The organism is Lentzea sp. DG1S-22 (genome assembly GCF_036321065.1).
GTDB classification, from domain to species: domain Bacteria; phylum Actinomycetota; class Actinomycetes; order Mycobacteriales; family Pseudonocardiaceae; genus Lentzea; species Lentzea jiangxiensis.
This window is the reverse complement of record NZ_CP143276.1, coordinates 6,592,495-6,612,684: the sequence shown is the minus strand read 5'-3', so window position 1 is coordinate 6,612,684 and position 20,190 is coordinate 6,592,495. Positions and strand designations below refer to the sequence as shown.

Annotated in this window: 21 protein-coding genes; 6 read left to right on the top strand and 15 right to left on the bottom strand. The window is 68.7% G+C overall.

The genetic code is table 11. From position 1 onward, the window contains the following. Nucleotides 1-162 precede the first annotated feature (162 nt). The 3 genes from eccD to V1227_RS31280 all read left to right on the top strand — a co-directional run bounded on the left by eccD (nt 163) and on the right by V1227_RS31280 (nt 4,283). Nucleotides 163-1,572 carry a type VII secretion integral membrane protein EccD gene (eccD, locus tag V1227_RS31290; RefSeq protein WP_329788876.1) on the top strand — a complete coding sequence of 470 codons (1,410 nt, stop codon included), beginning with the start codon at nt 163-165 and terminating at the stop codon, nt 1,570-1,572. Beyond that, the gene (gene mycP, locus V1227_RS31285; protein ID WP_329788875.1) at nt 1,569-2,981 is read left to right on the top strand and encodes a type VII secretion-associated serine protease mycosin; all 1,413 of its coding nucleotides are present in this window, start codon (nt 1,569-1,571) and stop codon (nt 2,979-2,981) included. The genes eccD and mycP overlap by 4 nt, the downstream gene beginning before the upstream one ends. 201 nt (nt 2,982-3,182) lie before the next feature. Then, a complete protein-coding gene (locus V1227_RS31280; RefSeq protein WP_442916558.1) occupies nt 3,183-4,283 on the top strand; it encodes an IS30 family transposase in 1,101 nt (366 codons plus the stop codon). Nucleotides 4,284-4,350: 67 nt separating this feature from the next. Here V1227_RS31280 and V1227_RS31275 read toward each other — a convergent pair whose 3' ends face one another. The 3 genes from V1227_RS31275 to eccB form a co-directional block, all read right to left on the bottom strand. Then, on the bottom strand, nt 4,351-5,406 hold the full coding sequence (locus V1227_RS31275; protein WP_329788873.1) for a WXG100 family type VII secretion target: 1,056 nt from the start codon (nt 5,404-5,406) through the stop codon (nt 4,351-4,353). Between the two features lie 11 nt (nt 5,407-5,417). Then, a complete protein-coding gene (locus V1227_RS31270; protein WP_329788872.1) occupies nt 5,418-5,735 on the bottom strand; it encodes a hypothetical protein in 318 nt (105 codons plus the stop codon). A 69-nt stretch (nt 5,736-5,804) separates the two neighbouring features. After that, nucleotides 5,805-7,418 (bottom strand): type VII secretion protein EccB, encoded by a 1,614-nt coding sequence (gene eccB / locus V1227_RS31265; protein ID WP_329788871.1) that lies wholly within the window; start codon nt 7,416-7,418, stop codon nt 5,805-5,807. A gap of 159 nt (nt 7,419-7,577) precedes the next feature. Between eccB and eccE the strand changes: the two genes are divergently transcribed. The 3 genes from eccE to V1227_RS31250 all read left to right on the top strand — a co-directional run bounded on the left by eccE (nt 7,578) and on the right by V1227_RS31250 (nt 11,401). Further along, a complete protein-coding gene (gene eccE / locus V1227_RS31260; RefSeq protein WP_442916392.1) occupies nt 7,578-8,894 on the top strand; it encodes a type VII secretion protein EccE in 1,317 nt (438 codons plus the stop codon). Then, entirely contained in the window at nt 8,891-9,619 is a 729-nt protein-coding gene (locus V1227_RS31255; RefSeq protein WP_236216114.1) for a hypothetical protein, read from the top strand. The genes eccE and V1227_RS31255 overlap by 4 nt, the downstream gene beginning before the upstream one ends. Nucleotides 9,620-9,838: 219 nt before the next feature. Next, a complete protein-coding gene (locus V1227_RS31250; protein WP_329788869.1) occupies nt 9,839-11,401 on the top strand; it encodes a S8 family peptidase in 1,563 nt (520 codons plus the stop codon). A 144-nt stretch (nt 11,402-11,545) separates the two neighbouring features. On the opposite strand, the gene truA is transcribed toward V1227_RS31250, so the two are convergent. The 12 genes from truA to secY all read right to left on the bottom strand — a co-directional run bounded on the left by truA (nt 11,546) and on the right by secY (nt 19,883). Continuing rightward, nucleotides 11,546-12,337 (bottom strand): tRNA pseudouridine(38-40) synthase TruA, encoded by a 792-nt coding sequence (truA, locus tag V1227_RS31245; protein WP_329788868.1) that lies wholly within the window; start codon nt 12,335-12,337, stop codon nt 11,546-11,548. A gap of 59 nt (nt 12,338-12,396) precedes the next feature. Continuing rightward, nucleotides 12,397-12,975, bottom strand: coding sequence for a 50S ribosomal protein L17 (gene rplQ / locus V1227_RS31240; protein ID WP_329788867.1), 579 nt, complete (start codon nt 12,973-12,975; stop codon nt 12,397-12,399). 48 nt (nt 12,976-13,023) lie between these two features. Continuing rightward, entirely contained in the window at nt 13,024-14,082 is a 1,059-nt protein-coding gene (locus tag V1227_RS31235) for a DNA-directed RNA polymerase subunit alpha (RefSeq protein WP_329788866.1), read from the bottom strand. 151 nt (nt 14,083-14,233) lie between these two features. Beyond that, nucleotides 14,234-14,839 carry a 30S ribosomal protein S4 gene (rpsD, locus tag V1227_RS31230; protein WP_030472035.1) on the bottom strand — a complete coding sequence of 202 codons (606 nt, stop codon included), beginning with the start codon at nt 14,837-14,839 and terminating at the stop codon, nt 14,234-14,236. Between the two features lie 23 nt (nt 14,840-14,862). Next, nucleotides 14,863-15,270 carry a 30S ribosomal protein S11 gene (gene rpsK, locus V1227_RS31225; protein WP_086669042.1) on the bottom strand — a complete coding sequence of 136 codons (408 nt, stop codon included), beginning with the start codon at nt 15,268-15,270 and terminating at the stop codon, nt 14,863-14,865. A gap of 37 nt (nt 15,271-15,307) precedes the next feature. Continuing rightward, nucleotides 15,308-15,688, bottom strand: a complete 381-nt coding sequence (gene rpsM, locus V1227_RS31220) for a 30S ribosomal protein S13 (RefSeq protein WP_089949064.1) — start codon at nt 15,686-15,688, stop codon at nt 15,308-15,310. 220 nt (nt 15,689-15,908) lie between these two features. Beyond that, nucleotides 15,909-16,022 (bottom strand): 50S ribosomal protein L36, encoded by a 114-nt coding sequence (rpmJ, locus tag V1227_RS31215; protein ID WP_010148647.1) that lies wholly within the window; start codon nt 16,020-16,022, stop codon nt 15,909-15,911. 25 nt (nt 16,023-16,047) lie between these two features. After that, nucleotides 16,048-16,269 carry a translation initiation factor IF-1 gene (gene infA / locus V1227_RS31210; protein WP_005166804.1) on the bottom strand — a complete coding sequence of 74 codons (222 nt, stop codon included), beginning with the start codon at nt 16,267-16,269 and terminating at the stop codon, nt 16,048-16,050. Nucleotides 16,270-16,391: 122 nt separating this feature from the next. Beyond that, nucleotides 16,392-17,033: a hypothetical protein gene (locus tag V1227_RS31205; protein WP_329788865.1), complete on the bottom strand. Its 642-nt coding sequence runs from the start codon at nt 17,031-17,033 to the stop codon at nt 16,392-16,394. 142 nt (nt 17,034-17,175) lie between these two features. Beyond that, on the bottom strand, nt 17,176-17,958 hold the full coding sequence (gene map / locus V1227_RS31200) for a type I methionyl aminopeptidase (protein WP_329788864.1): 783 nt from the start codon (nt 17,956-17,958) through the stop codon (nt 17,176-17,178). A gap of 53 nt (nt 17,959-18,011) precedes the next feature. Further along, nucleotides 18,012-18,572, bottom strand: a complete 561-nt coding sequence (locus tag V1227_RS31195; RefSeq protein ID WP_236216126.1) for an adenylate kinase — start codon at nt 18,570-18,572, stop codon at nt 18,012-18,014. Next, on the bottom strand, nt 18,573-19,883 hold the full coding sequence (gene secY, locus V1227_RS31190; RefSeq protein WP_090095905.1) for a preprotein translocase subunit SecY: 1,311 nt from the start codon (nt 19,881-19,883) through the stop codon (nt 18,573-18,575). It lies immediately after the preceding gene. Nucleotides 19,884-20,190 lie beyond the last annotated feature (307 nt).

The following is a 20,190-nucleotide window of genomic DNA, read 5'->3' as shown; positions in this document are numbered from 1 at the left end:
CGGGAAAAAACCCAGTCGGACGTGTTCTGCGAACCACACGTGCGAGAGTCGCCGGTGCGGCCATACTAGGGCCGCCCGACAACGGCCCAGGTGGACCAATAAGGTCGGTCCGTTGACGGATGTGCAAGCGCTGATCTGACTGAATGACTTTAGGGGGCCCTGGTGGCGACCGGTACGACGGTGTTCAGCCGTGTCACGGTGGTGGCACCTCGAACGCGTATCGACGTCGCGCTGCCTGCCGACGTGGCGGTGGCCGATCTCCTGCCGATGCTGCTCGACATGGCGAGAGAGGCCACCCCGGACGGTGGCGTGCGACACGGTGGCTGGTGCCTCGCCAAGCTCGGCGACAGCCCGCTCGACCCCGCGCGCACGCTGGCCTCGCTCGGCGTGGTCGACGGCGAGCTGCTGCAGTTGCGGCGCCGCAACGAGAACCCGCCTCCTCCGCTGTACGACGACGTCGTCGACGCGATCGCCGAGTCCGACCCGGACTCCTTCCGGCCGTGGACCAGGGAGACCGCCCAGCGGTTCGGCCACATCGCCGGCGCGCTCGCGCTGATCGCCGCCGCGGTGGCGCTGTTCCTGTCCGGCCCGGTGACGGCGGGCGGCAGCGGCAGCGGTCTCGCGGCCGCCATCGCCGGCGGTGTCGCCGCGGTCGCCGCGCTGGCGGCGGGCGCGACCATCGCGCGGGCCTACGGCGCCGTCTCGACCGGTGTGCTGATCGCCGCGTGCGGATCGCTGCCGATGGCGTTCGTCGCGGGCTACCACGCCGTGCCCGGTGTCGGGTTCAACCCGAAGATGCTGCTGGCCTCCGCGCTGATGATGATCTTCGCGTGGGGCGGCATCCTGCTGATCGGCCAGGGCATCACGGTGTTCATCGCCGCGGCCACCGGCGGCACGCTCGTGGCGCTGGCGTTCCTCGTCGCGACGTTCGTCGAGCACCCGCTGGCCGGCGTCGCCGCCGCGACCGGTGCCGTGGCGCTCGCCGCGCTGTCGATGCTGCCGAGGCTCACGCTGCAGCTCGCCAAGATCCCGCCGCCCGTCGTGCCGACGAACGCCGAGGACCTCAAGGAGGACAGCGGCTTCCCGGAGTACGCGGTCATCGAGCGCCGCACGGCCGTGGCCCACGAGTACCTCACCGGCATGATCATCGGCACCGGCACGGTCGCCGCGCTGGCCGCCATCGTCGCCGCGGGCAACGCGGGCGACTCGGTGTGGGGACCGATCTACGGCGTCGTCGTCGCGATCGTGCTGATGATGCGCGGCCGGGCGTACGCGAACGGCGCGCAGGCCGTGGCACTGCTGTCCACCGGCATGTTCGCGAGCGCGGGCATCCTGCTCGGCTGGCTGGTCTCCACCAGCTCGTTCAACCGCATCGCGTTCGTCTTCGGCACGCTGCTCGTGCTGGGCGCGCTCGCGCTGGTGCTCGGCGTGATCTTCCCCGGCCAGAAGTTCTCGCCGCCGCTGCGCCGCACCGTCGACATCATCGAGGCGATCCTCATCGCCTCCGTGCTGCCGCTGGCGCTGGCCGTCATGGACATGTACGCCGTCTTCCGGGGTCTGATCACGCTATGAGGACCGGCATCAGGCGCACCACGGCGGCAGCGACCGCCGGACTGCTTCTGCTGACGGGGACCCTTCCGCAGGCCTCCGCTCAGCCGTCGTCGACGTCGGCGACCGCACGGCCGAACTCGGTGCCGCCGGACCTGCCGCCGAACACGCCGCCCCCGGCGGACGAGGGCAAGCCGGACGTGAAGTACGAGCGCACCAACAAGGGCTGCGTCGAGTCCGACACCAAGAGCGAACTGATCAAGACGATGCCCTGGGGCCAGGTCCAGCTGAACCTGGAGCAGGCGCACCGGTTCGCCAAGGGCAAGGGCGTCAAGATCGCGATCATCGACACCGGCGTCGACCCGCGCAACCCGCGCTTCGGCAACAGGGTCGTCGGTGCCGGCGAGTACGTCGACGGCAACAAGAACGGCCTGGACGACTGCGACGGCCACGGCACCGAGGTCGCGGGCGTCGCCGCGGCGGCCAAGACCGAGGGCGACTTCGTCGGCGCCGCACCGGAGGCGACGATCCTCGCCATCCGCCAGACCAGCGACCGCTTCGAGTTCAAGGGCGACGCGAACAACGAGAAGCGCGGCTCCGCCGGCAAGGTCGGCACGCTGGCGCAGGCCATCGTGCGCGCGGCCAACGCCGACGCCAAGGTCATCAACATCTCGCTGACGAACTGCGGCGCCCCCAAGGGCTTCAGCGCGGACGACCAGAAGCTCCAGGCCGCGATCCGGTACGCCGTCGACGTCAAGAACGTCGTGATCGTCACGGCCGCCGGCAACCTGAGCGACCAGGGCACGGGGTGCGCCGCGCAGAACAACAACCTCGACCCGAACACGGTCAACTCGGTCTCGTCGCCCGCGTGGTTCGCCAACGACGTGCTGTCGGTGGCGTCGCTGGCCCGCAACGGCGAGGTCTCGTCGTTCAGCGTCTGGGGCCCGTGGGTCAGCATCGCCGCACCGGGCGAGGAGATCATCTCCGTCGACCCCAAGGGCACCGGCCTGACGAACGCGAACGTGACGGCGCAGGGCGTGCAGGACATCAAGGGCACGAGCTTCGCGTCCCCGTACGTGGCGGGCATCACGGCGTTGGTGCGCGAGAGGTTCCCGGACCTCACCGCGCGCCAGGTGATGAACCGCCTCAAGGCGACGGCGCTGCACCCCGGCAACGTGTCCGGAAAGGACAACAAGATCGGGTTCGGCATGATCAACCCGGTCGCGGCGCTGACCGCGGTCCTGCCCGCCGAGGCCAAGGGGTTCCAGAAGCCCCAGCCCAAGGAGATGAACACCGCCGTCACCCCGCCGCCGGGTCTCGACTGGCCGCCGATCATCGTGGCGCTGTCGGGCATCGGCATCGGCGTCGGGCTGCTGTTGCTGACGCTGTTCGTGCGCAACTCGCTGAACCGCAGGCGCGGCCAGCCGGTCTGACCCGTTTCCCTCGGAAAACGGCGCGAAAAGGCCCCCTCGCTTGGGTTCTAAGGGTCGTTGCAACACCTGAGTTGTTCAGGGGTTGCAGTGTTCGAGATCCGTGAGGACCGGTCGCCGCAGGGACGTAGGAAGTTGGTGGCTGAGCGCCGCCGATATCTTGATTTTGTGGCGAAGGGTGTGGGTACCGCGCAGGCGTGCCGGATGGTCGGGATCAACCGGCGGACGGGGCATCGGTGGCGGTATGGACGCAAGAGCCAGGCCGGACGGAAGGCGGACCAGCCGCCCGCCGTCCGGCCTGTGCCGTCTTCGGGCCGGTTCCTGTCGCTCGATGAGCGGATCGTGATCGCCGATCTGCTGCGGGCGGGGCGAGGGGTGCGGTCGATCGCGGCCGAGCTGGGACGGCCGCCGTCCACGGTCAGCCGGGAGATCACGCGTAACCGTCATCCCGGCTCGGGTGACTATCGGCCGCACGCGGCCCAGGACCGGGCCGACCGGCGCCGGCCGCGTCCGAAGACGCGCAAGATCGCGGCCTGCCCCGAGTTGCGGGAGCGGGTGCAGGGCATGCTGGACGACCGGTTCAGCCCCGAGCAGATCAGCCGCCGGCTGCGCCGCGACCATCCCGACCGGCCGGAGCTGCACGTGACCCACGAGACGATCTACCAGACGCTCTACCTGCAAGGCCGCGGCGAACTACGTCGCGAGCTGGCCCGCGCGCTGCGCACCGGCCGCACCGTCCGCAAGCCTCACCGCGCACCGGAGCGGCGCCAGCCCCGGTTCACCCATCCGATGATCATGATCAGTGAGCGGCCCGCCGAGGCCGAGGACCGCGCCGTCCCAGGCCACTGGGAAGGCGATCTGATCATCGGCGGCGGCGGCACCTCCGCGATCGGCACCCTGGTCGAACGCGCCACCCGCTACGTCATGCTCGTGCACCTGCCCGAACGCCACGACGCCGAAACCGTCCGCGACGGCCTCATCCGCACCATCTCCACCCTGCCCGCACACCTGCGGCAGTCATTGACCTGGGACCAAGGCTCGGAAATGGGCCGTCACCACGAGTTCAGCATCGCCACTGGCACGCCCGTCTACTTCTGCGATCCGCATTCGCCTTGGCAGCGTGGTTCCAACGAGAACACCAACGGCCTGCTGCGCCAGTACTTCCCCAAAGGCAGCGACCTCTCGGTTCACACCGCCGAGGACCTCGCCGCCGTCGCCGCACAACTCAACCGCCGCCCACGCAAAACGCTCGGCTGGGACACCCCAGCCGAGCGCTTGACCAAGCTCCTGGCCCAAGCCAGTTGATCACCTGTGTTGCAACGACCCCTCGAATTCGCCCGAGGGGGCCTTTTCGCGTTGTGAGCCGGAGCCGCTAGTCCTCGCCGATCGTCTTCGGCGCGGCCTTCTTGGGCTTGCCCAGCAGGTCGTCGATCGAGCCGGTGAGGCGCTGCTTCGCCTTGTGCTCCTTGTCGCCGCCCTGCTGGCCACCCATGGCACCCATCATCGGCGCCATGCCGCCCATCATCGCGCCGCCACCGGGAACGCCCCCGGAGCGGCCGCTCGCGGCCGCCGCGGCCGGAGCGGCACCGGAACCCGCCTCCGCCGGCGGAACCTGCTCAGCGACGCCCGTGGCGCCTCCGAACTGCATCGGCTGCGGCGCCGCGGTGGCAGGGGAACCGCCTCCCACGCCCGCGCCGACACCGCCACCGACACCACCGCCACCGCCTCCCGGCGAGGTGCCGGTGCCCGTGGGAGCCGTGCCCGAGGCCTTGGCGGGCTCGGGCGCCTTGCTCTCCTGCTCGGCGGGCGCGCTGTAGGTCCAGTCCTCGTCCGGGTACGTGTGCTCCATCCGCACCGAGTCGAAGCCACCCGCCTCACCGGACACCCCGTCGCAGAGCCGCAGGAACGCCTCCAGCACCTGCCGCGCGGACTCGTGCATCTCCCGGACCGGGTGCTCGAGCTCCTCGATGTGCTTGACGGCCCGCTGGTCGCCCTCCTGCGGCAGCGACGCCGTGCCGGACACCGAGTCCGCCGCGTCCGCGAGCACGTGGGCCATGTCCTGGACGATGTCCCGGACGCCGTCCGCGGTCTCCTCCAGCGCGTCCGCCATGGCGGTCATCGCGTCGGCGAGGTCGCCTCCCGCGAGGCCCACCTTGCGCATGTGGTCGAGGAAAGCGTCGGCGTCCCTGCCCTCCCACCGCGCGTCGACACCGCCCAGCGGTGCCGCCACGTGCTCGTTCGCCGCCTCGGTCACCTTCGCGGCCTTGCGCCAGCGTTCGGCTTCGTCGCGCAGGTCGTTCCAGTCGCCCACGAGCGGGTCGAAGAAGTCGTGCACGAGGTCCACGACACCGAGCTTGCGACTGACCCGCGAGAGGTAGTCGAGCTCGGGACCGACCTCGGCCGCGATCTGCCTGCCGTCCTTGGCCACCACTGCTCCCCCTACCGCCGGTCGACCTTCTTGATCGCCCGCAGGCTCTCCTCCTCGCCCGCCCCGTGCTGCCGGGCGACGGCGTGCAGGCCCCTGGCGGCGGCGTCGAGCGTGTCGCAGGCGCGGGCGAGCTGGGAGTTGAGCAGGTCGGCCGCCCGCGCGTAGGCGCGGTCGGTGCCGGCGGTCCTGCCGATCTCGCCGAACGACTGCGGGCGCAGCGGTGAGGCCTTCATGGCGTCCCGCACCCGCCTCAGGTCGTCGGTCGTGCCGTCGATCCTGTCCGCGTAGGACTCCAGCCACCGCGGATCGACGCTGATGCGACCGGCCACGACTCTTCCCCCAAACCAGCTCCGGGTGCTTTCGTCCGGTTCGACGGTCCTGCACCCGGAGCGGTTCCGCTACTTCTGGACGGCCTGCGGATCCTTGATGGTGCCGCCCGGCGCCGGGATCGAGTCGTAGCTGCGGTTGGCCTCGTTCTTGTTGAGCTGCGGCCCCATCGGCAGCAGGCTCAGGATCTGGTTCGGTGCCGGCGGGAACGTCCCGTCGAGACCCAGCGCGCCCGCCGTGGCGGCGTCCGGGACGCCGTAGCGGACACCGCGGCCCGTGACGACCTGCACCGGCCCGGTGCCGAAGTCGCCCTTGCCCTGGCTCGCCCGCACGACGGCGGCCTTGCCCGGCAGCATCAGGAACTCCTCGACGATCTCACCCGTCGCGCCGGCCGCGTTCATCTCGACCGGGGTCATCTCCTTGGGGCCGGGGAGCTTGGACCCGATCGTGACCGAGGTGTGCTCGGCCTTGGTCGTGTCCGTGTAGTTCTCGGCCTTCCAGCCCAGGCACAGCACCGTGTTGTTCGGGTTGGCCTCGAGCGTGGTCGGGATGTTCGCCGGGTAGGAGTCGAGCTTCAGCGGGTTCTTCGGGTTCTTGTGGTCCGCGACGGCGCTCGGCGAGAGCCTGATCGCCTGCTTGTTGTTCGAGTACGCCCAGCGCAGCAGGTCGCCGACCGTCTCGCCGACGGTCTGGAAGCCGTCCTCGAGCGCCACCAGGAACTCCGGGGCGCCGGTCCGCTCGACCTGGACGACCTCGCCGATGTTGACCGTGGTCTCGGTGACGTACGCGGCCTTCTTGCCCTGGTTGTTCATCACCGGCGCGGCCAGCGGGGCCACCTCGGGGATCGTGTTGAGCAGCGCCGTGCTGATCGAGCGCGCCTGCTTGCCGTTCAGGTTGAGGGCGTTGAGCACCTTGTCGTTCCTGAGGTCCACCTCGGCGCGCACCGTCGACGACGAGATGTCGTTCAGCGGGTCGGGCTTCTTGTAGATCAGGTACGCCTTCTTGGCACCGGTGCGCTGCTGCACCAGCACGGCCTCGTCGCCGAGCTCGGGGTTGCCGCCGCTCACACCACCGATGACGGAGGTCTTGATCTGGTTCTCCGCCGCCTGGTTCTCGCGGAACTCGTCCAGGTCGAGGGTGTCGCAGACCGACCACTGCGCGTCGATGCGGAGGTCCTGCTTCGGCAGCACGTCCGGCGCGTCCGGCAGACCGGTGAGGCGGCCGCGCGGCAGGTTCGCCAGCGCCTTCTCGCTCACCAGCTTCGGGGTGCCGCCCGCGGCCTCCACCGGGGCTCCCGTCGTGCCGGCCGGCGCGTCACCGCCGCCCTGGCCCTGCTGCTGGTCCGGGTTGCTGCGGGAGTACCAGAGCAGCCGCGCCGACGCGAGGTTCGTCATCGGGATCAACCGCCGCGGGGCGTTGTCGACGACGTAGACCTGGCCGGTCTCCTTGCTGATGGCGATCTGCGTCTGGTCGTCCAACCGCGGCGCGGGGCTGAAGAGCCCGACGATGAGGAAGCCGAGCAGACCGACAACGCCCAGGACGACACCCACCGCTGTCGCACGCGAGTGGTTGCGCATGGGGTCGTGCAACATCACTGCGTCTCTGCGGACCAGGGCGGACTGCATCCGCCGCAGGACGAATTGGTAGGCCTGGACCTGTGACTTGGTGGTGGGTGTTGATGCCATTCTCGGCTCGCTGCTCTCCCAGTCGCGGTACGGTTCGGCAGGATAGCCGGACGCAGGTTGCTTCGTGGGCCGGTTCGCCAAGCCCACCGACCGTCGAGGGGAAAGAGACCACAACGGATGTCCGTGACCACTCCACATCCGCCCCGGCCCAACCCAGGGATGGCACGGCCGCAGGGACCTGGGGGTCCTGGCCAGCAGGCACCCGCGCCTCCGCGTCCGGTCGGGCGTGTCCGTCGCAGGGCCGCGGGCGTCAGCCTCGGCTCTTTGCCCGTCTCGAACGTAGTCACGATCGAGGTCGGTCTCGCCATCGCCCTCCTCGTGCTCGCGATCATGGGCGTGAAGGACGGCGACGCGCTGAACGTCGTCTCCGCCTCGATCGCCGGTGGTGTGCTCCTCGTCGCACTGGTCCTCGCCTTCACGCGTTCGCGCGGCCGCTGGCTGACCCAGTGGATCGGTGTCCGGCTCCGCTACAGCTTCCGGTCGCACAGCAGGACCGCGAAGCGCCAGGACCCGCAGGAGTCCAAGCCCGGTGACGACGAGATGCAGGTGCTCGGCCCGGAGGACCCCCGCGTCGCGTTGCTGCGCCTCGCGATCCCGGACCTGGTGATCGCCAAGGGCGTCGACCACGAACGCCGCCCGCTCGCGCTGTCCTGGCACGACGGCGTGTGGACGGCGGTGCTGCTCGTCGACCCGACGCCGCCGCTGATCTCCGCGGTCGGCTCGGCCCCCTCGCTGCCCCTGGGAGCGCTCACGCCGTGCCTCGAGGACCGCGGTGTCGTGCTGGACGCGATCACCGTGATCTGGCACTGCTACCCCGGCAGCGCGGCTCTCCCGCCGAACTCGCCGGCCATCAGCTCGTACATGGAGGTGCTCGGCCCGCTGCCCGCGGCGGCCCGGCGCACCACGTGGATCACGGTGCGGCTCGACCCGCGCCGCTGCGGCGAGGCGATCAGGGAGCGCGGCGGCGGCGTCGTCGGCGCCCACCGCGCGCTGATCGGCGCGCTGTCCCGCGTCCGCAACGCCCTGGAGTCCGCCGGCGTGACGATCCGCCCGCTCGACTCGGACGAGCTGCTGCGCGCGGCGATCTCGTCCGCCGAGCTGACCGCCGTCGTCGGCGGCACGAACCCCGTGTCGTTGCGGGAGAAGTGGAAGGGCGTCACCGCGGGTGGCGTCGGTCACGCCAGCTACGCGATCACCGGCTGGCCCGCGAAGGGCCTCAAGGGCAACCTGAACGCGCTGACCGGTGTGCGCGCGCTCTCGTCGACGCTCGCGATGTCGATCTCACCGTCACGTGAGGACGGTCAGGTCTCGCTGCGCGGCCTGGTCCGGGTGAGCGCCCGCACGCCGAGCGAGCTCGACCGCGCCGAGGACCAGCTGTCGAAGCTGGGCGACAAGCTCGACATCACGCTGACCCCGTTGCGGGGCATGCAGCTCGCGGGCCTCGCCGCGACGCTGCCGCTGGGAGGTGTGGCATGAGCAGCTCGTCCCGTTTGCTCGACGCGCGCGGCCGTGGCGCGGTGGCACCGGAGTTCCTGGTGTCGCCGACCATGCTCGACCTGGTCAGCCCGAGCGGCGACCGCGGCGGCATGATGCTCGGCCAGGGCACCAAGGGCGAACCGCTGAGCGTGTCCGTCCTGCGCCCGACCCCGACCCGCATGGTGGTCGTCGGCGGCCTGTACCTGGCCCGCCAGATCGCGTTGCGCGCCATGGCGACCGGAGCGTGGATCATCATCGCGACCGGCCGCCCCCAGGCGTGGCAACCGGTCGTGCGCGCCGCGGGCCAGGGCCCGGACGGCCGCCCGTCTCAACTGGTGCAGCTGCGCCGGCTGTCCCCGGCGGACCTCCCGCGCCCGACCGAGGACATGCCGCTGCTGGTGATCCACGACGGCGGCCACGTCCCGCAGGAGCTGTTCCCGCCGCGCGCCCCGTGGCAGACCACGATGTACGTCCTGCCGTACCTGCACCCGCAGGCGTCGTCCACGGCGAACAACGCGGACCTCGTGCTGCTGCAGCGCCTCCCGATGGGCCAGGCGCAGCTGGCGGGCCAGATGTGGCGCCTGCGCCCGCAGATGTTCCAGCAGCTCACGCAGCTCAAGGACGACCAGGTGATCGCCCTGGGCCAGGACATGTGGGCGCACCTGCGCCTGTACACCACGCCCGCCGAGCAGCAGATCCTCGGAGCGGTCCGCCGCGGCGATTGAGGTGCTGGACGAATAGGCGAAACATGCGTCCCGAACGGTTCATCGTTCGGGGCGCAATTGTTTTGTAAAGAGATCAGCCGCACCAACCGGTTCACATCACCGGCCAAATCTGTGGATTCGCCATTCGAAGGCAAATCCGTGGACCGTCTTGTGCCAAATCAGTCCCCGCCACTAAGAAAACTCTCACTGCACAACCCTGCGACGAGGGAGCTTGCTGCTATGGGAGAATCGTGGGCCAGACGAGCGGCCGGAATCGGGCTGGTGGCGGGCACTGCGCTCGTCCTGTCGTCCGTCTCCGCCACCGCTGCGCCCGAGGGGGAGATTCGCAACCTCGGTGCGCCCGACTCGGTCAAGGACAACTACATCGTGGTGCTGAAGGACTTCAGCACGACGAGCGTCGAGAACCTCAGCGCCAAGTACAGCGCGAAGGTCAAGCACACTTACAAGTCCGCTTTGCGCGGTTTCTCCGCGCAGATGTCCGAGACCCAGGCCAAACGCCTCGCGGCTGACCCGTCGGTCGCCTACGTCGAACAGGACGGCGAGGTCCGCCTCTCGGACACGCAGACCCCGACCCCGTCGTGGGGCCTGGACCGCATCGACCAGCGCACGCTCCCGCTGGACAACAGCTACACCTACCCGAACCGGGGCGCGGGCGTCACCGCGTACATCATCGACACCGGCATCCGCACCTCGCACGCCGACTTCGGCGGCCGCGCCGTCCACGGCCGCGACACCGTGGACAACGACAACGATGCCACCGACTGCAACGGCCACGGAACCCACGTCGCGGGCACCGTGGGCGGCACGAAGCACGGCGTCGCCAAGGACGTCACCCTCGTGGCGGTCCGAGTGCTCAACTGCTCCGGCTCCGGCACCTTCGCGGGCGTCATCGCCGGCATCGACTGGGTCACCGCCGACGTCCAGGCCACCCCGTCCCGCAAGCCGGCCGTGGCCAACATGTCCCTCGGCGGCGGCGCCAACCAGACCGTCGACGACGCCGTGAAGCGCTCCATCGCGGCAGGCGTCACCTACGGCCTCGCAGCGGGCAATGACAACGGTGGCAACGCCTGCAACACCTCCCCGGCCCGCACGCCGGAAGCCATCACCGTCGGCTCCACGGACCGCACCGACGCCCGCTCGTCGTTCTCGAACATCGGCACCTGCCTCGACATCTTCGCGCCGGGCCGCGACATCACCTCGTCCTGGCACACCGGCGACGAGGCCACGAACACCATCAGCGGCACCTCGATGGCCACCCCGCACGTCGTCGGCGCGGCAGCCGTCTACCTGAGCTCGTCCCCCGCGGCGACCCCGCAGCAGGTCCGAGACGCCCTCGTCGAGAACGCCACCTCCGACGTGGTCACCAACCCGGGCACCGGCTCGCCGAACAAGCTGCTGCACATCACCGGCACGGCCCCCGGCAACCCGCCCGGCCAGTGCCCCGCGGTCACCAACGACACCGACACGGCCATCCCGGACGCCGCAAGCGTGACGTCCTCCATCACCATCGCCGACTGCAACGGCAAGGCCAGCGCCACCGGCTCCGTGAAGGTGGCCATCAAGCACACCTACCGGGGCGACCTGGAACTGGCCCTGATCGCGCCCAGCGGCGCCGTGAAGCTGCTGAAGGTCAACAACGGCAACGACAGCGCGGACGACGTCAACGCCACCTACGCCGTGAACGTCTCGACCGAGGACGCCAACGGCACCTGGCAGCTGCGGGTCCGCGACCTCTACAGCCAGGACACGGGCCACATCGACTCGTGGACGCTCGACATCTGATCCCCACCCGGCACTTCCCAGGAGCCCCCGGTCCCCCCGCCGGGGGCTCCTCCCTTTCCGGGACGGTTGGGAGGACGGCTGCAGCCGATGCAGGGGGCGGGGAGGCGGCTGAGCGAAGCGAGGCAGGCTCGCCGCGATGAAGCGTCAGGACAACGTCCGAACCCGCCGAGTCACCTCAGCCCGAGCCGCCAACTCCGAATCCGCCGGAAAATCCACCCGGACCAGGCTCAACCCGTGAGCAGGAGCCACAGCCACCCCACTGGCCCGCCCGCTCAGCGACAGCAAGGACGAAGGCCATTCGACGGCCTTCCGCCCCTCCCCGACAGCCAGCAACGCCCCGATGAGCGACCGGACCATCGAGTGGCAGAACGCGTCAGCGGACACGAACGCCGTCACGACCCCGTCAGCCGACGACCGCACCAACTCCAACCGCTGGAGCTCACGAATCGTCGTGGCCCCTTCACGCCGCTTGCAGAAGGCGCAGAAGTCGTGCTCCCCCAACAACAACGCGGCCGCACGGTTCATGGCCTCGACGTCCAGCGGACGTGGCCAGGCCAGCGTGTCCAGCCGGCGCAGCGGATGCGCTCCGAAGTCGGCATCCGCGACCCGGTACTCGTAGTGCCGCCGCAACGCCGAGAACCGGGCGTCGAAGGCGAACGGCACCACACGGGCCGAGAAGACCCGCACATCGGCGGGCAGCACGCGAGCAAGCCGCTTCGGCAGGCCGGCGACGTCCACGGTCGAGGGCAGGTCGACGTGAGCCACCTGTCCGGACGCGTGCACGCCGGCGTCCGTGCGCCCGGCCACGGTCAGGACCACGTCCTCCCGCAGCACCATCGACATGGTGTCCTCGAGCACCCCGCACACGGTCCGACGGGAAGGCTGGCGGGCCCAGCCGGAGAACTCCGTCCCGTCGTACCCGAGATCAAGCCGCACACGAACGAGCCCGCCGCCCCCGGAAACGGGAACGACGGGCTCGTCAGCGATCAGACGACTCAGGACTTGTCCTTGGACTCGTCCTTGGCCTCTTCCGCCTTGACGTCCTCGGCCGACGGCTCGCCGTCGACCTCGACAGCACCCTCGGCGGGCTCGTCGGCAGCGTCCTTCGTCGCGGACTCGGGCGCGTCAGCGTCCTGGTCGACGACGGCGGTCTCGGCCGGCTTCTCGTCCTTGGCGAACTTGGTCTTGCGCGCAGCCTCGGCCTCGGTGGAGACGAGCTTCTGCTGCACCAGCTCGATGATGGCCATGGGGGCGTTGTCGCCCTTGCGCGCCAGCGTCTTGGTGATGCGGGTGTAACCACCGGAACGGTCGCTGAAGAACGGACCGATCTCGGCGATCAGCTTGTGGACGACGTCCTTGTCGCGGATCAGCTTCATGATCTCGCGACGGTTGTGCAGGTCGCCGGCCTTGGCCTTCGAGATGATCTTCTCGGCGTACGGACGCAGCCGCTTCGCCTTGGCCTCAGTGGTCTTGATCCGGCCGTGCTGGAACAGCGCCGTCGCCAGGTTGGCGAGCAGCAGCCGCTCGTGCGCCGGAGACCCACCGAGCCGTGGGCCCTTGGTAGGGGTGGGCATCGCTTACTCCTGTAACTGAAAGAGATCCTCTAGCTCTGAATCAGAGCGTCAGAGCTGCTCGGTCTCCGCGTAGTCCTGGCCGTCGTCGTGCGGGTCCAGGCCGGCACCGGTGCCCCAGCCCGTGTCACCGGGGTGGTAGTCGGCGGCAGCCGCGGACGGGTCGAACCCAGGAGGCGAGTCCTTCAGGGCGAGGCCGAGGCCGACGAGCTTCATCTTGACCTCGTCGATCGACTTCGCACCGAAGTTGCGGATGTCCAGCAGGTCCGCCTCGCTGCGCGACACGAGCTCGCCGACGGTGTGGATGCCTTCCCGCTTCAAGCAGTTGTAGGACCGGACCGTGAGGTCGAGGTCCTCGATCGGCATCGCGAACGCGGCGATGGTGTCGGCTTCGGCCGGCGACGGGCCGATCTCGATGCCCTCGGCGTCGATGTTCAGCTCGCGAGCGAGGCCGAACAGCTCCACCAGGGTCTTGCCCGCGGAAGCGACCGCGTCCCTCGGGGTGATCGAGGGCTTGGTCTCCACGTCGAGGATCAGCTTGTCGAAGTCCGTGCGCTGCTCGACACGAGTCGCCTCGACCTTGTACGTCACCTTGAGAACCGGCGAGTAGATCGAGTCGACGGGGATGCGGCCGATCTCGGCGCCCGCCTGCTTGTTCTGGACAGCCGGGACGTAGCCGCGACCGCGCTCGACGACGAGCTCGATCTCCAGCTTCCCCTTGCCGTTCAGGGTCGCGATGTGCAGGTCGGGGTTGTGCACGGTTACACCGGCCGGAGGCACGATGTCGCCCGCGGTCACCACACCGGGGCCCTGCTTGCGCAGGTACATGGTCACCGGCTCGTCCTCCTCGGACGAGACGACGAGCTCCTTGAGGTTCAGGATGACGTCGGTGACGTCCTCCTTCACCCCGGGAACCGTGGTGAACTCGTGCAGCACGCCGTCGATGCGGATGCTCGTGACAGCAGCACCGGGGATCGACGAGAGCAGCGTGCGGCGGATCGAGTTGCCGAGCGTGTAACCGAAGCCCGGCTCCAGCGGTTCGATGACGAACCGGGAACGGGTCTCGGAGACCGCTTCCTCGCCGAGCGAGGGGCGCTGGGAAATCAGCACTGGGTTCAACCTTTCTACAACGACGCCCGCTATTTGACGCCGTCAACAACAGCCAGTCGCGGAGACCGGCGTACGCACTCGGCACACCCTTCGCGCCGATGCGGGACCCGACCCGAGCCACCGTCCGGAGAGGACAGCGGCTCGGAGAGGATCACTTCGAGTAGAGCTCGACGATGAGCTGCTCGGTGACAGGCGTGTCGATCTGCGCGCGCTCGGGCAGCTGGTGCACGAGGATGCGCAGGTTCGACGGGACGACCTGCAGCCAAGCGGGAATCGGGCGGTCACCGAAGGACGCGCGAGCAGCCTCGAAGGGCAGCGTCGGCATGGACTTCGGCTTCACGTCGATGATGTCGAACTTCGACACCTGGTAGCTCGGGATGTTCACCTTGTGGCCGTTGACCAGGAAGTGACCGTGGCTGACCAGCTGACGAGCCTGGCGACGCGTGCGGGCGAGGCCCGCGCGGTACACCACGTTGTCGAGGCGGGCCTCGAGGATCTGGAGCAGGTTCTCACCGGTCTTGCCCGGGCGACGAACCGCTTCCTTGTAGTAACGGACGAACTGCTTCTCGAGCACGCCGTAGGTGTACCGAGCCTTCTGCTTCTCCTGGAGCTGCAGCAGGTACTCGGACTCCTTCACCCGGCCGCGGCCGTGCTGGCCGGGCGGGTACGGACGGCGCTCGAACGCCTGGTCCCCACCAACGAGGTCGACCTTCAGGCGGCGCGAGATGCGCGTCGCGGGTCCCGTGTAACGAGCCATTAGTTCTTACTCCTCCCCGTGCCTCAGACCCGGCGCCGCTTGGGCGGGCGGCAGCCGTTGTGGGGCTGCGGGGTCACGTCCTGGATGGTGCCGACCTCGAGACCGGCGGCCTGCAGCGAACGGATCGCGGTCTCCCGGCCGGAGCCGGGACCCTTCACGAACACGTCCACCTTGCGCATGCCGTGCTCGGCGGCCTTGCGGGCGGCGTTCTCGGCAGCCATCTGCGCCGCGAACGGCGTGGACTTGCGCGAGCCCTTGAAACCCACGTGGCCGGCGGACGCCCAGCTGATCACGTTGCCCATCGGGTCCGTGATGGACACGATGGTGTTGTTGAACGTGCTCTTGATGTGCGCCTGGCCGTGCGAGACGTTCTTCTTTTCCTTGCGCCGGATCTTCTTGACCCCGGCGCCCGTGCGGGACTTCGGTGGCAAAACGAGCTCCTAAGTTGAGGGCAGTAGACGCGAGGTCTTACTTCTTGCCGGCCTTCTTCTTGCCGGCCACGGTCTTCTTCGGACCCTTGCGGGTACGGGCGTTCGTCTTGGTGCGCTGTCCGCGAACGGGCAGGCCGCGACGGTGCCGAAGACCCGCGTAGCAACCGATCTCCATCTTGCGACGGATGTCGGCCGCGACCTCACGGCGAAGGTCACCCTCGACCTTGTAGTTCGTCTCGATGTGGTCCCGCAGCTTGGCGAGGTCGTCGTCCGTCAGATCCTTCACCCGGAGGTCCGGGGAGATCTCCGTGGCGGCGAGCAGCTCCTTGGAGCGCGTACGACCGATGCCGAAGATGTAGGTGAGCGCGATCTCCATCCGCTTCTCGCGGGGGAGGTCGACGCCAGCGAGTCGTGCCATGTGGCGGTTAACTCCTGTCGTTTACTTCCAGGTCTGCTCCTCGCCCGGTTCCGGTGACTGACTCGCTGTCTGTCGTGTCCGGCTGCTCTCACAGCCGGTGTCCCGGCCCCGGCCTGGAATCCGGGGGTGTCCGCACGCTCGAAGCCCTGCGTGCGGTAGGTGCGAGGAGTTTCTCGTTACTGCGTCATCGAAAGATCTCGACGAGCGCGAGTGGAACTGCTCAGCCCTGGCGCTGCTTGTGGCGCAGGTTCTCGCAGATCACCATGACCCGGCCGTGACGGCGGATCACCTTGCACTTGTCGCAGATCTTCTTGACGCTCGGCTGGACCTTCACGCCTGAAGTCTCCTGCTATTGGAGGTCACTTGTAGCGGTAGACGATGCGCCCGCGGGACAGGTCGTAGGGCGAGAGCTCCACGACAACCCGGTCCTCAGGGAGGATGCGGATGTAGTGCTGACGCATCTTGCCGCTGATGTGCGCGAGTACCTTGTGACCGTTTTCCAACTCGACGCGGAACATCGCGTTGGGAAGCGGTTCGACTACGCGGCCCTCGACCTCAATGGCCCCGTCCTTCTTGCCCATGTCCTCCGCGTTTCGTGACGGTGATAATAACCTTTGGACGCGCGTCAGCCGGGTTCGATCTCACCTGCGAGGGCATGACAGAACCGGCGCGACGGATGCGCCACCTGACCAGTGTACGCAGTTCACTCCGGCAACCCAAATCGGGCCCGGTCGCGGCCACCGTCGGGCACCGCTCCCCTCTCCAGGACGGGCCGGAGCTTCGCGATCCGGTTGATCTGCTCCTCGTGCCTGCCGAGCACCGAACGCAGCGTGCGCAGGCGTTGAGCAGCGATGCCGGTGCCGTACCAGGTCTCGTCGGAACACCTCTGAGCTGCGTTGTCGAGCGCGACGTCGCCCTGGGAGACCCCGTAGCTCTCCAGGCCGGGGTCACCGGGACCGCGCTGGGTGAACCCGGCCCGGTCGAGGCAGTGCAGCAGGGTCGCGGTCATCGCCCGCGTCTCGGCGGCCTCGGGCCCGGACCCGAGCAGGACCTCCCACTCGCGGACCACGGTGTCGTGCAGCGCCGTGACACGGTTAACCGCGTCGGAGTACTCCCACGAGGCGCCGGCCCTGATCGCACCACCGCACCCGCCGTCCACGGGTGGTGGCGCGCCGGTGAAGGTCGGCCGGCGGACGACGACGTCGGAGAACGGCGGATCGCACTGCTCGACGGCCGCGATGGTGTCGGCGAGGAAGATCCGGTCGGCGACCCGTTCGGCCGGAACGTCCTGGTAGGTGAAGTCGGTGGCCGGCTTGGTGGCAGCACAGCCGGCAAGTGGGACCAATAGCGCGGACAGGACGAAACGGGTTACCCCCACAATGCCCCCAAGCATTGGACTCGTTCGTCACCATCGACGGTATCGGCGATGACAAACGAAATAACCCCGTCCACCGCACGCGGTGAACGGGGTTACGCCCAAGCCTGGATCAGTCGTCCTCGGGGGCCGTGAGCACCCAGGGACCGTCCTCGGTGATCGCGACGCTGTGCTCCCAGTGCGCGGCACGCGTGCCGTCGAGCGTGACGACGGTCCAGCCGTCCTCCAGCTCCTGCGAGTCGTCCGTGCCGAGCGTCAGCATCGGCTCGATCGCGATCGCCATGCCGACCTTGAGCCTCGGCCCCTTGCCCGGCTTGCCGTAGTTCGGCAGGAACGGGTCCATGTGCATCTTGGAGCCGATGCCGTGGCCGCCGTAGTCGGCGACGATCCCGTACTCGATGCCGTCGCGGTCGCCCGACTCGAGGGCCGAGGACTCGATGGCGAACGAGATGTCCGTGAGCCTGCCACCGGGCACCGCGGCCTCGATGCCCGCGAGCATCGACAGCCTGGTCGCCTCGGACAGCTTGTGGTCCGCGGGCGAGAGCTCGCCGACGCCGACCGTGACGGCCGAGTCGCCGTGCCAGTCGTCGAGGATCGCACCGCAGTCGATGGAGATCAGGTCGCCTTCGGCCAGCACCTGGGTCTTGCTGGGGATGCCGTGGACGATCTGGTCGTTCACCGACGCGCAGATGCTCGCGGGGAAGCCGTGGTAGCCCTTGAACGACGGGATGGCGCCGGCGTCGCGGATGGTCTGCTCGGCGATCTCGTCGAGCTCCCACGTGGAGACGCCGGGCTTCACCGCCGCGACGACGTTCTTCAGGGCCCGAGCCACGACCAGGCCGGAGGCGCGCATGGCCTCCAGCTGGCCGGGGGTCTTGATCTCGATCTTGCTCATGCTGTCGCTGCCACCCGTGATGGCAGTGCGGAGCCGGTCAACCAGTCCACCTGTCACTTCTCGTCGCGCAGTGAGTGCAGCGCGGCCAGCGCGCGCTCGCTGATCTCGTCGATCTCCCCGACGGCGTCGATGGAGACGACCTTGTCCGCGTAGTAGCTCAGCAGCGGCGCGGTCTCGTTGCGGTACACCTGCTGGCGGTGCCGGATGACGTCTTCCTTGTCGTCCGTGCGCCCGCGGGCGAGCAACCGCTCCACGACGACGTCCTCGTCGACCCGGAACTCCAGCACCGCGTCGAGCGTGTGGCCACCGACGGCGAGGAACTCACCGAGCTTGTCCGCCTGGGCGACGTTGCGCGGGAACCCGTCGAGCAGGAATCCGTCCGTCGCGTCGGCCTCGGCGAGGCGCTTGCGCACCATCTCGTTGGTGATGGAGTCCGGCACGAGAGCGCCCTCGTCGAGGATGCCCTGCACCTCCAGCCCGAGCTCGGTCTGGTTGCTGATGTGTGACCGGAAGAGGTCGCCCGTCGAGATGTGCGGCACTCCGAGCTTGCGGCTCAGAACTTCGGCCTGGGTGCCCTTGCCCGCGCCGGGCGGGCCAACGAGAACGAGTCGCATCTAGCGGAGGAACCCTTCGTAATTGCGCTGCATGAGCTGGCTCTCGATCTGCTTCACGGTGTCGAGACCGACACCGACCATGATCAGAACCGCGGTGCCGCCGAACGGGAAGTTCTGGTTCTGGCCGTCGCCGGTCAGGTCCAGGAACAGGTTCGGCAGGATCGCCACGATGCCGAGGTAGAGCGAACCGGGGAGCGTGATGCGACCCAGGACGAACTTGAGGTACTCGGCGGTCGGGCGGCCGGGACGGATGCCGGGGATGAAGCCACCGAACTTCTTCATCTCGTCGGCGCGCTCGTCCGGGTTGAACGTGATGCCGACGTAGAAGTACGTGAAGAAGACGATGAGCAGGAAGTACGTGGCGATGTGCACCCAGCTCGACTGCTTGACCAGGTAGGTCTGGACGAAGGTCGAGAACCAGTTCGGCTCGGTCGACGAGCCCTGGGTGAGGCGCACGATCAGGTCCGGCAGGTACAGCAGCGAAGAGGCGAAGATGACCGGGATGACGCCGGCCTGGTTCACCTTGAGGGGGAGGTACGTCGACGTGCCGCCGTACATGCGGCGGCCGATCATGCGCTTGGCGTACTGCACCGGGATGCGGCGCTGGGCCTGCTCGACGTAGATGACGCTCGCGATGATGATCAGAGCGGCCACGACCACGAGGGCGAAGGTGATGCCGCTCTTGTCGAGGATGTTCTTGCCCTCGGCCGGGATGCGGGCGGCGATACCGGTGAAGATCAGCAACGACATGCCGTTGCCGATGCCCTTCTCGGTGATCAGCTCACCCAGCCACATGATGACCGAGGTACCGGCGGTCATGGTGATGACCAGCACGATGAGGGTGAAGATGCTGTCCTTGTTGGGGATGACGTCCTGGTCGCACTCGCCGAACAGCTGACCGCGCACCGCCAGCGCCACCAGACCGGTCGACTGCAGGATCGCGAGGCCGATCGTCAGGTAGCGCGTGTACTGCGTCAGCTTGCCCTGACCGGCCTGCCCTTCCTTCTTCAGCTGCTCGAACCGCGGGATGACCACGGTGAGCAGCTGGATGATGATGCTCGCGGTGATGTAGGGCATGATGCCCAGCGCGAACACCGACAGGTTGAGCAGGGCGCCACCGCTGAACAGGTTGATCAGCGAGTAGATGTTCTGGCCCTCGAGCTGTTCGGCACACGCCCGCACGTTCTTGAAGGACACGCCCGGCGCGGGCATGGTCGCACCGAGCCGGTACACAATGATGATCCCGAGCGTGAACAGGATCTTCTTGCGTAGATCCGGCGTCGCGAGAGCCGAGCGGAATGCGCCGAGCACGCGAACCTCCTGAGCGTTGCCGACCCCCAGGGACCGGCACATGCGGTAGTTGGCAGGCCGAAGCAGGCAGCCACGACCAAGCAACCCGGAGGACATCCGGGTTCAGCCCGCGACTCTAACAGTCCCCCACGACTCCGCCGTACCCAGTGGCCAATCACAGGTTCCAACTCGTTGATCTCTCACCACACCACTAGCCCATCCGGGGTAGAAACTCCTCCACTTCCGTGCTACCAGCAGCCATTACGCCGCCCGCGAACGTTTGCGGAACCTCCGTTGTTCCCGCAGAAATCCCCGCAAAGCGAACCCG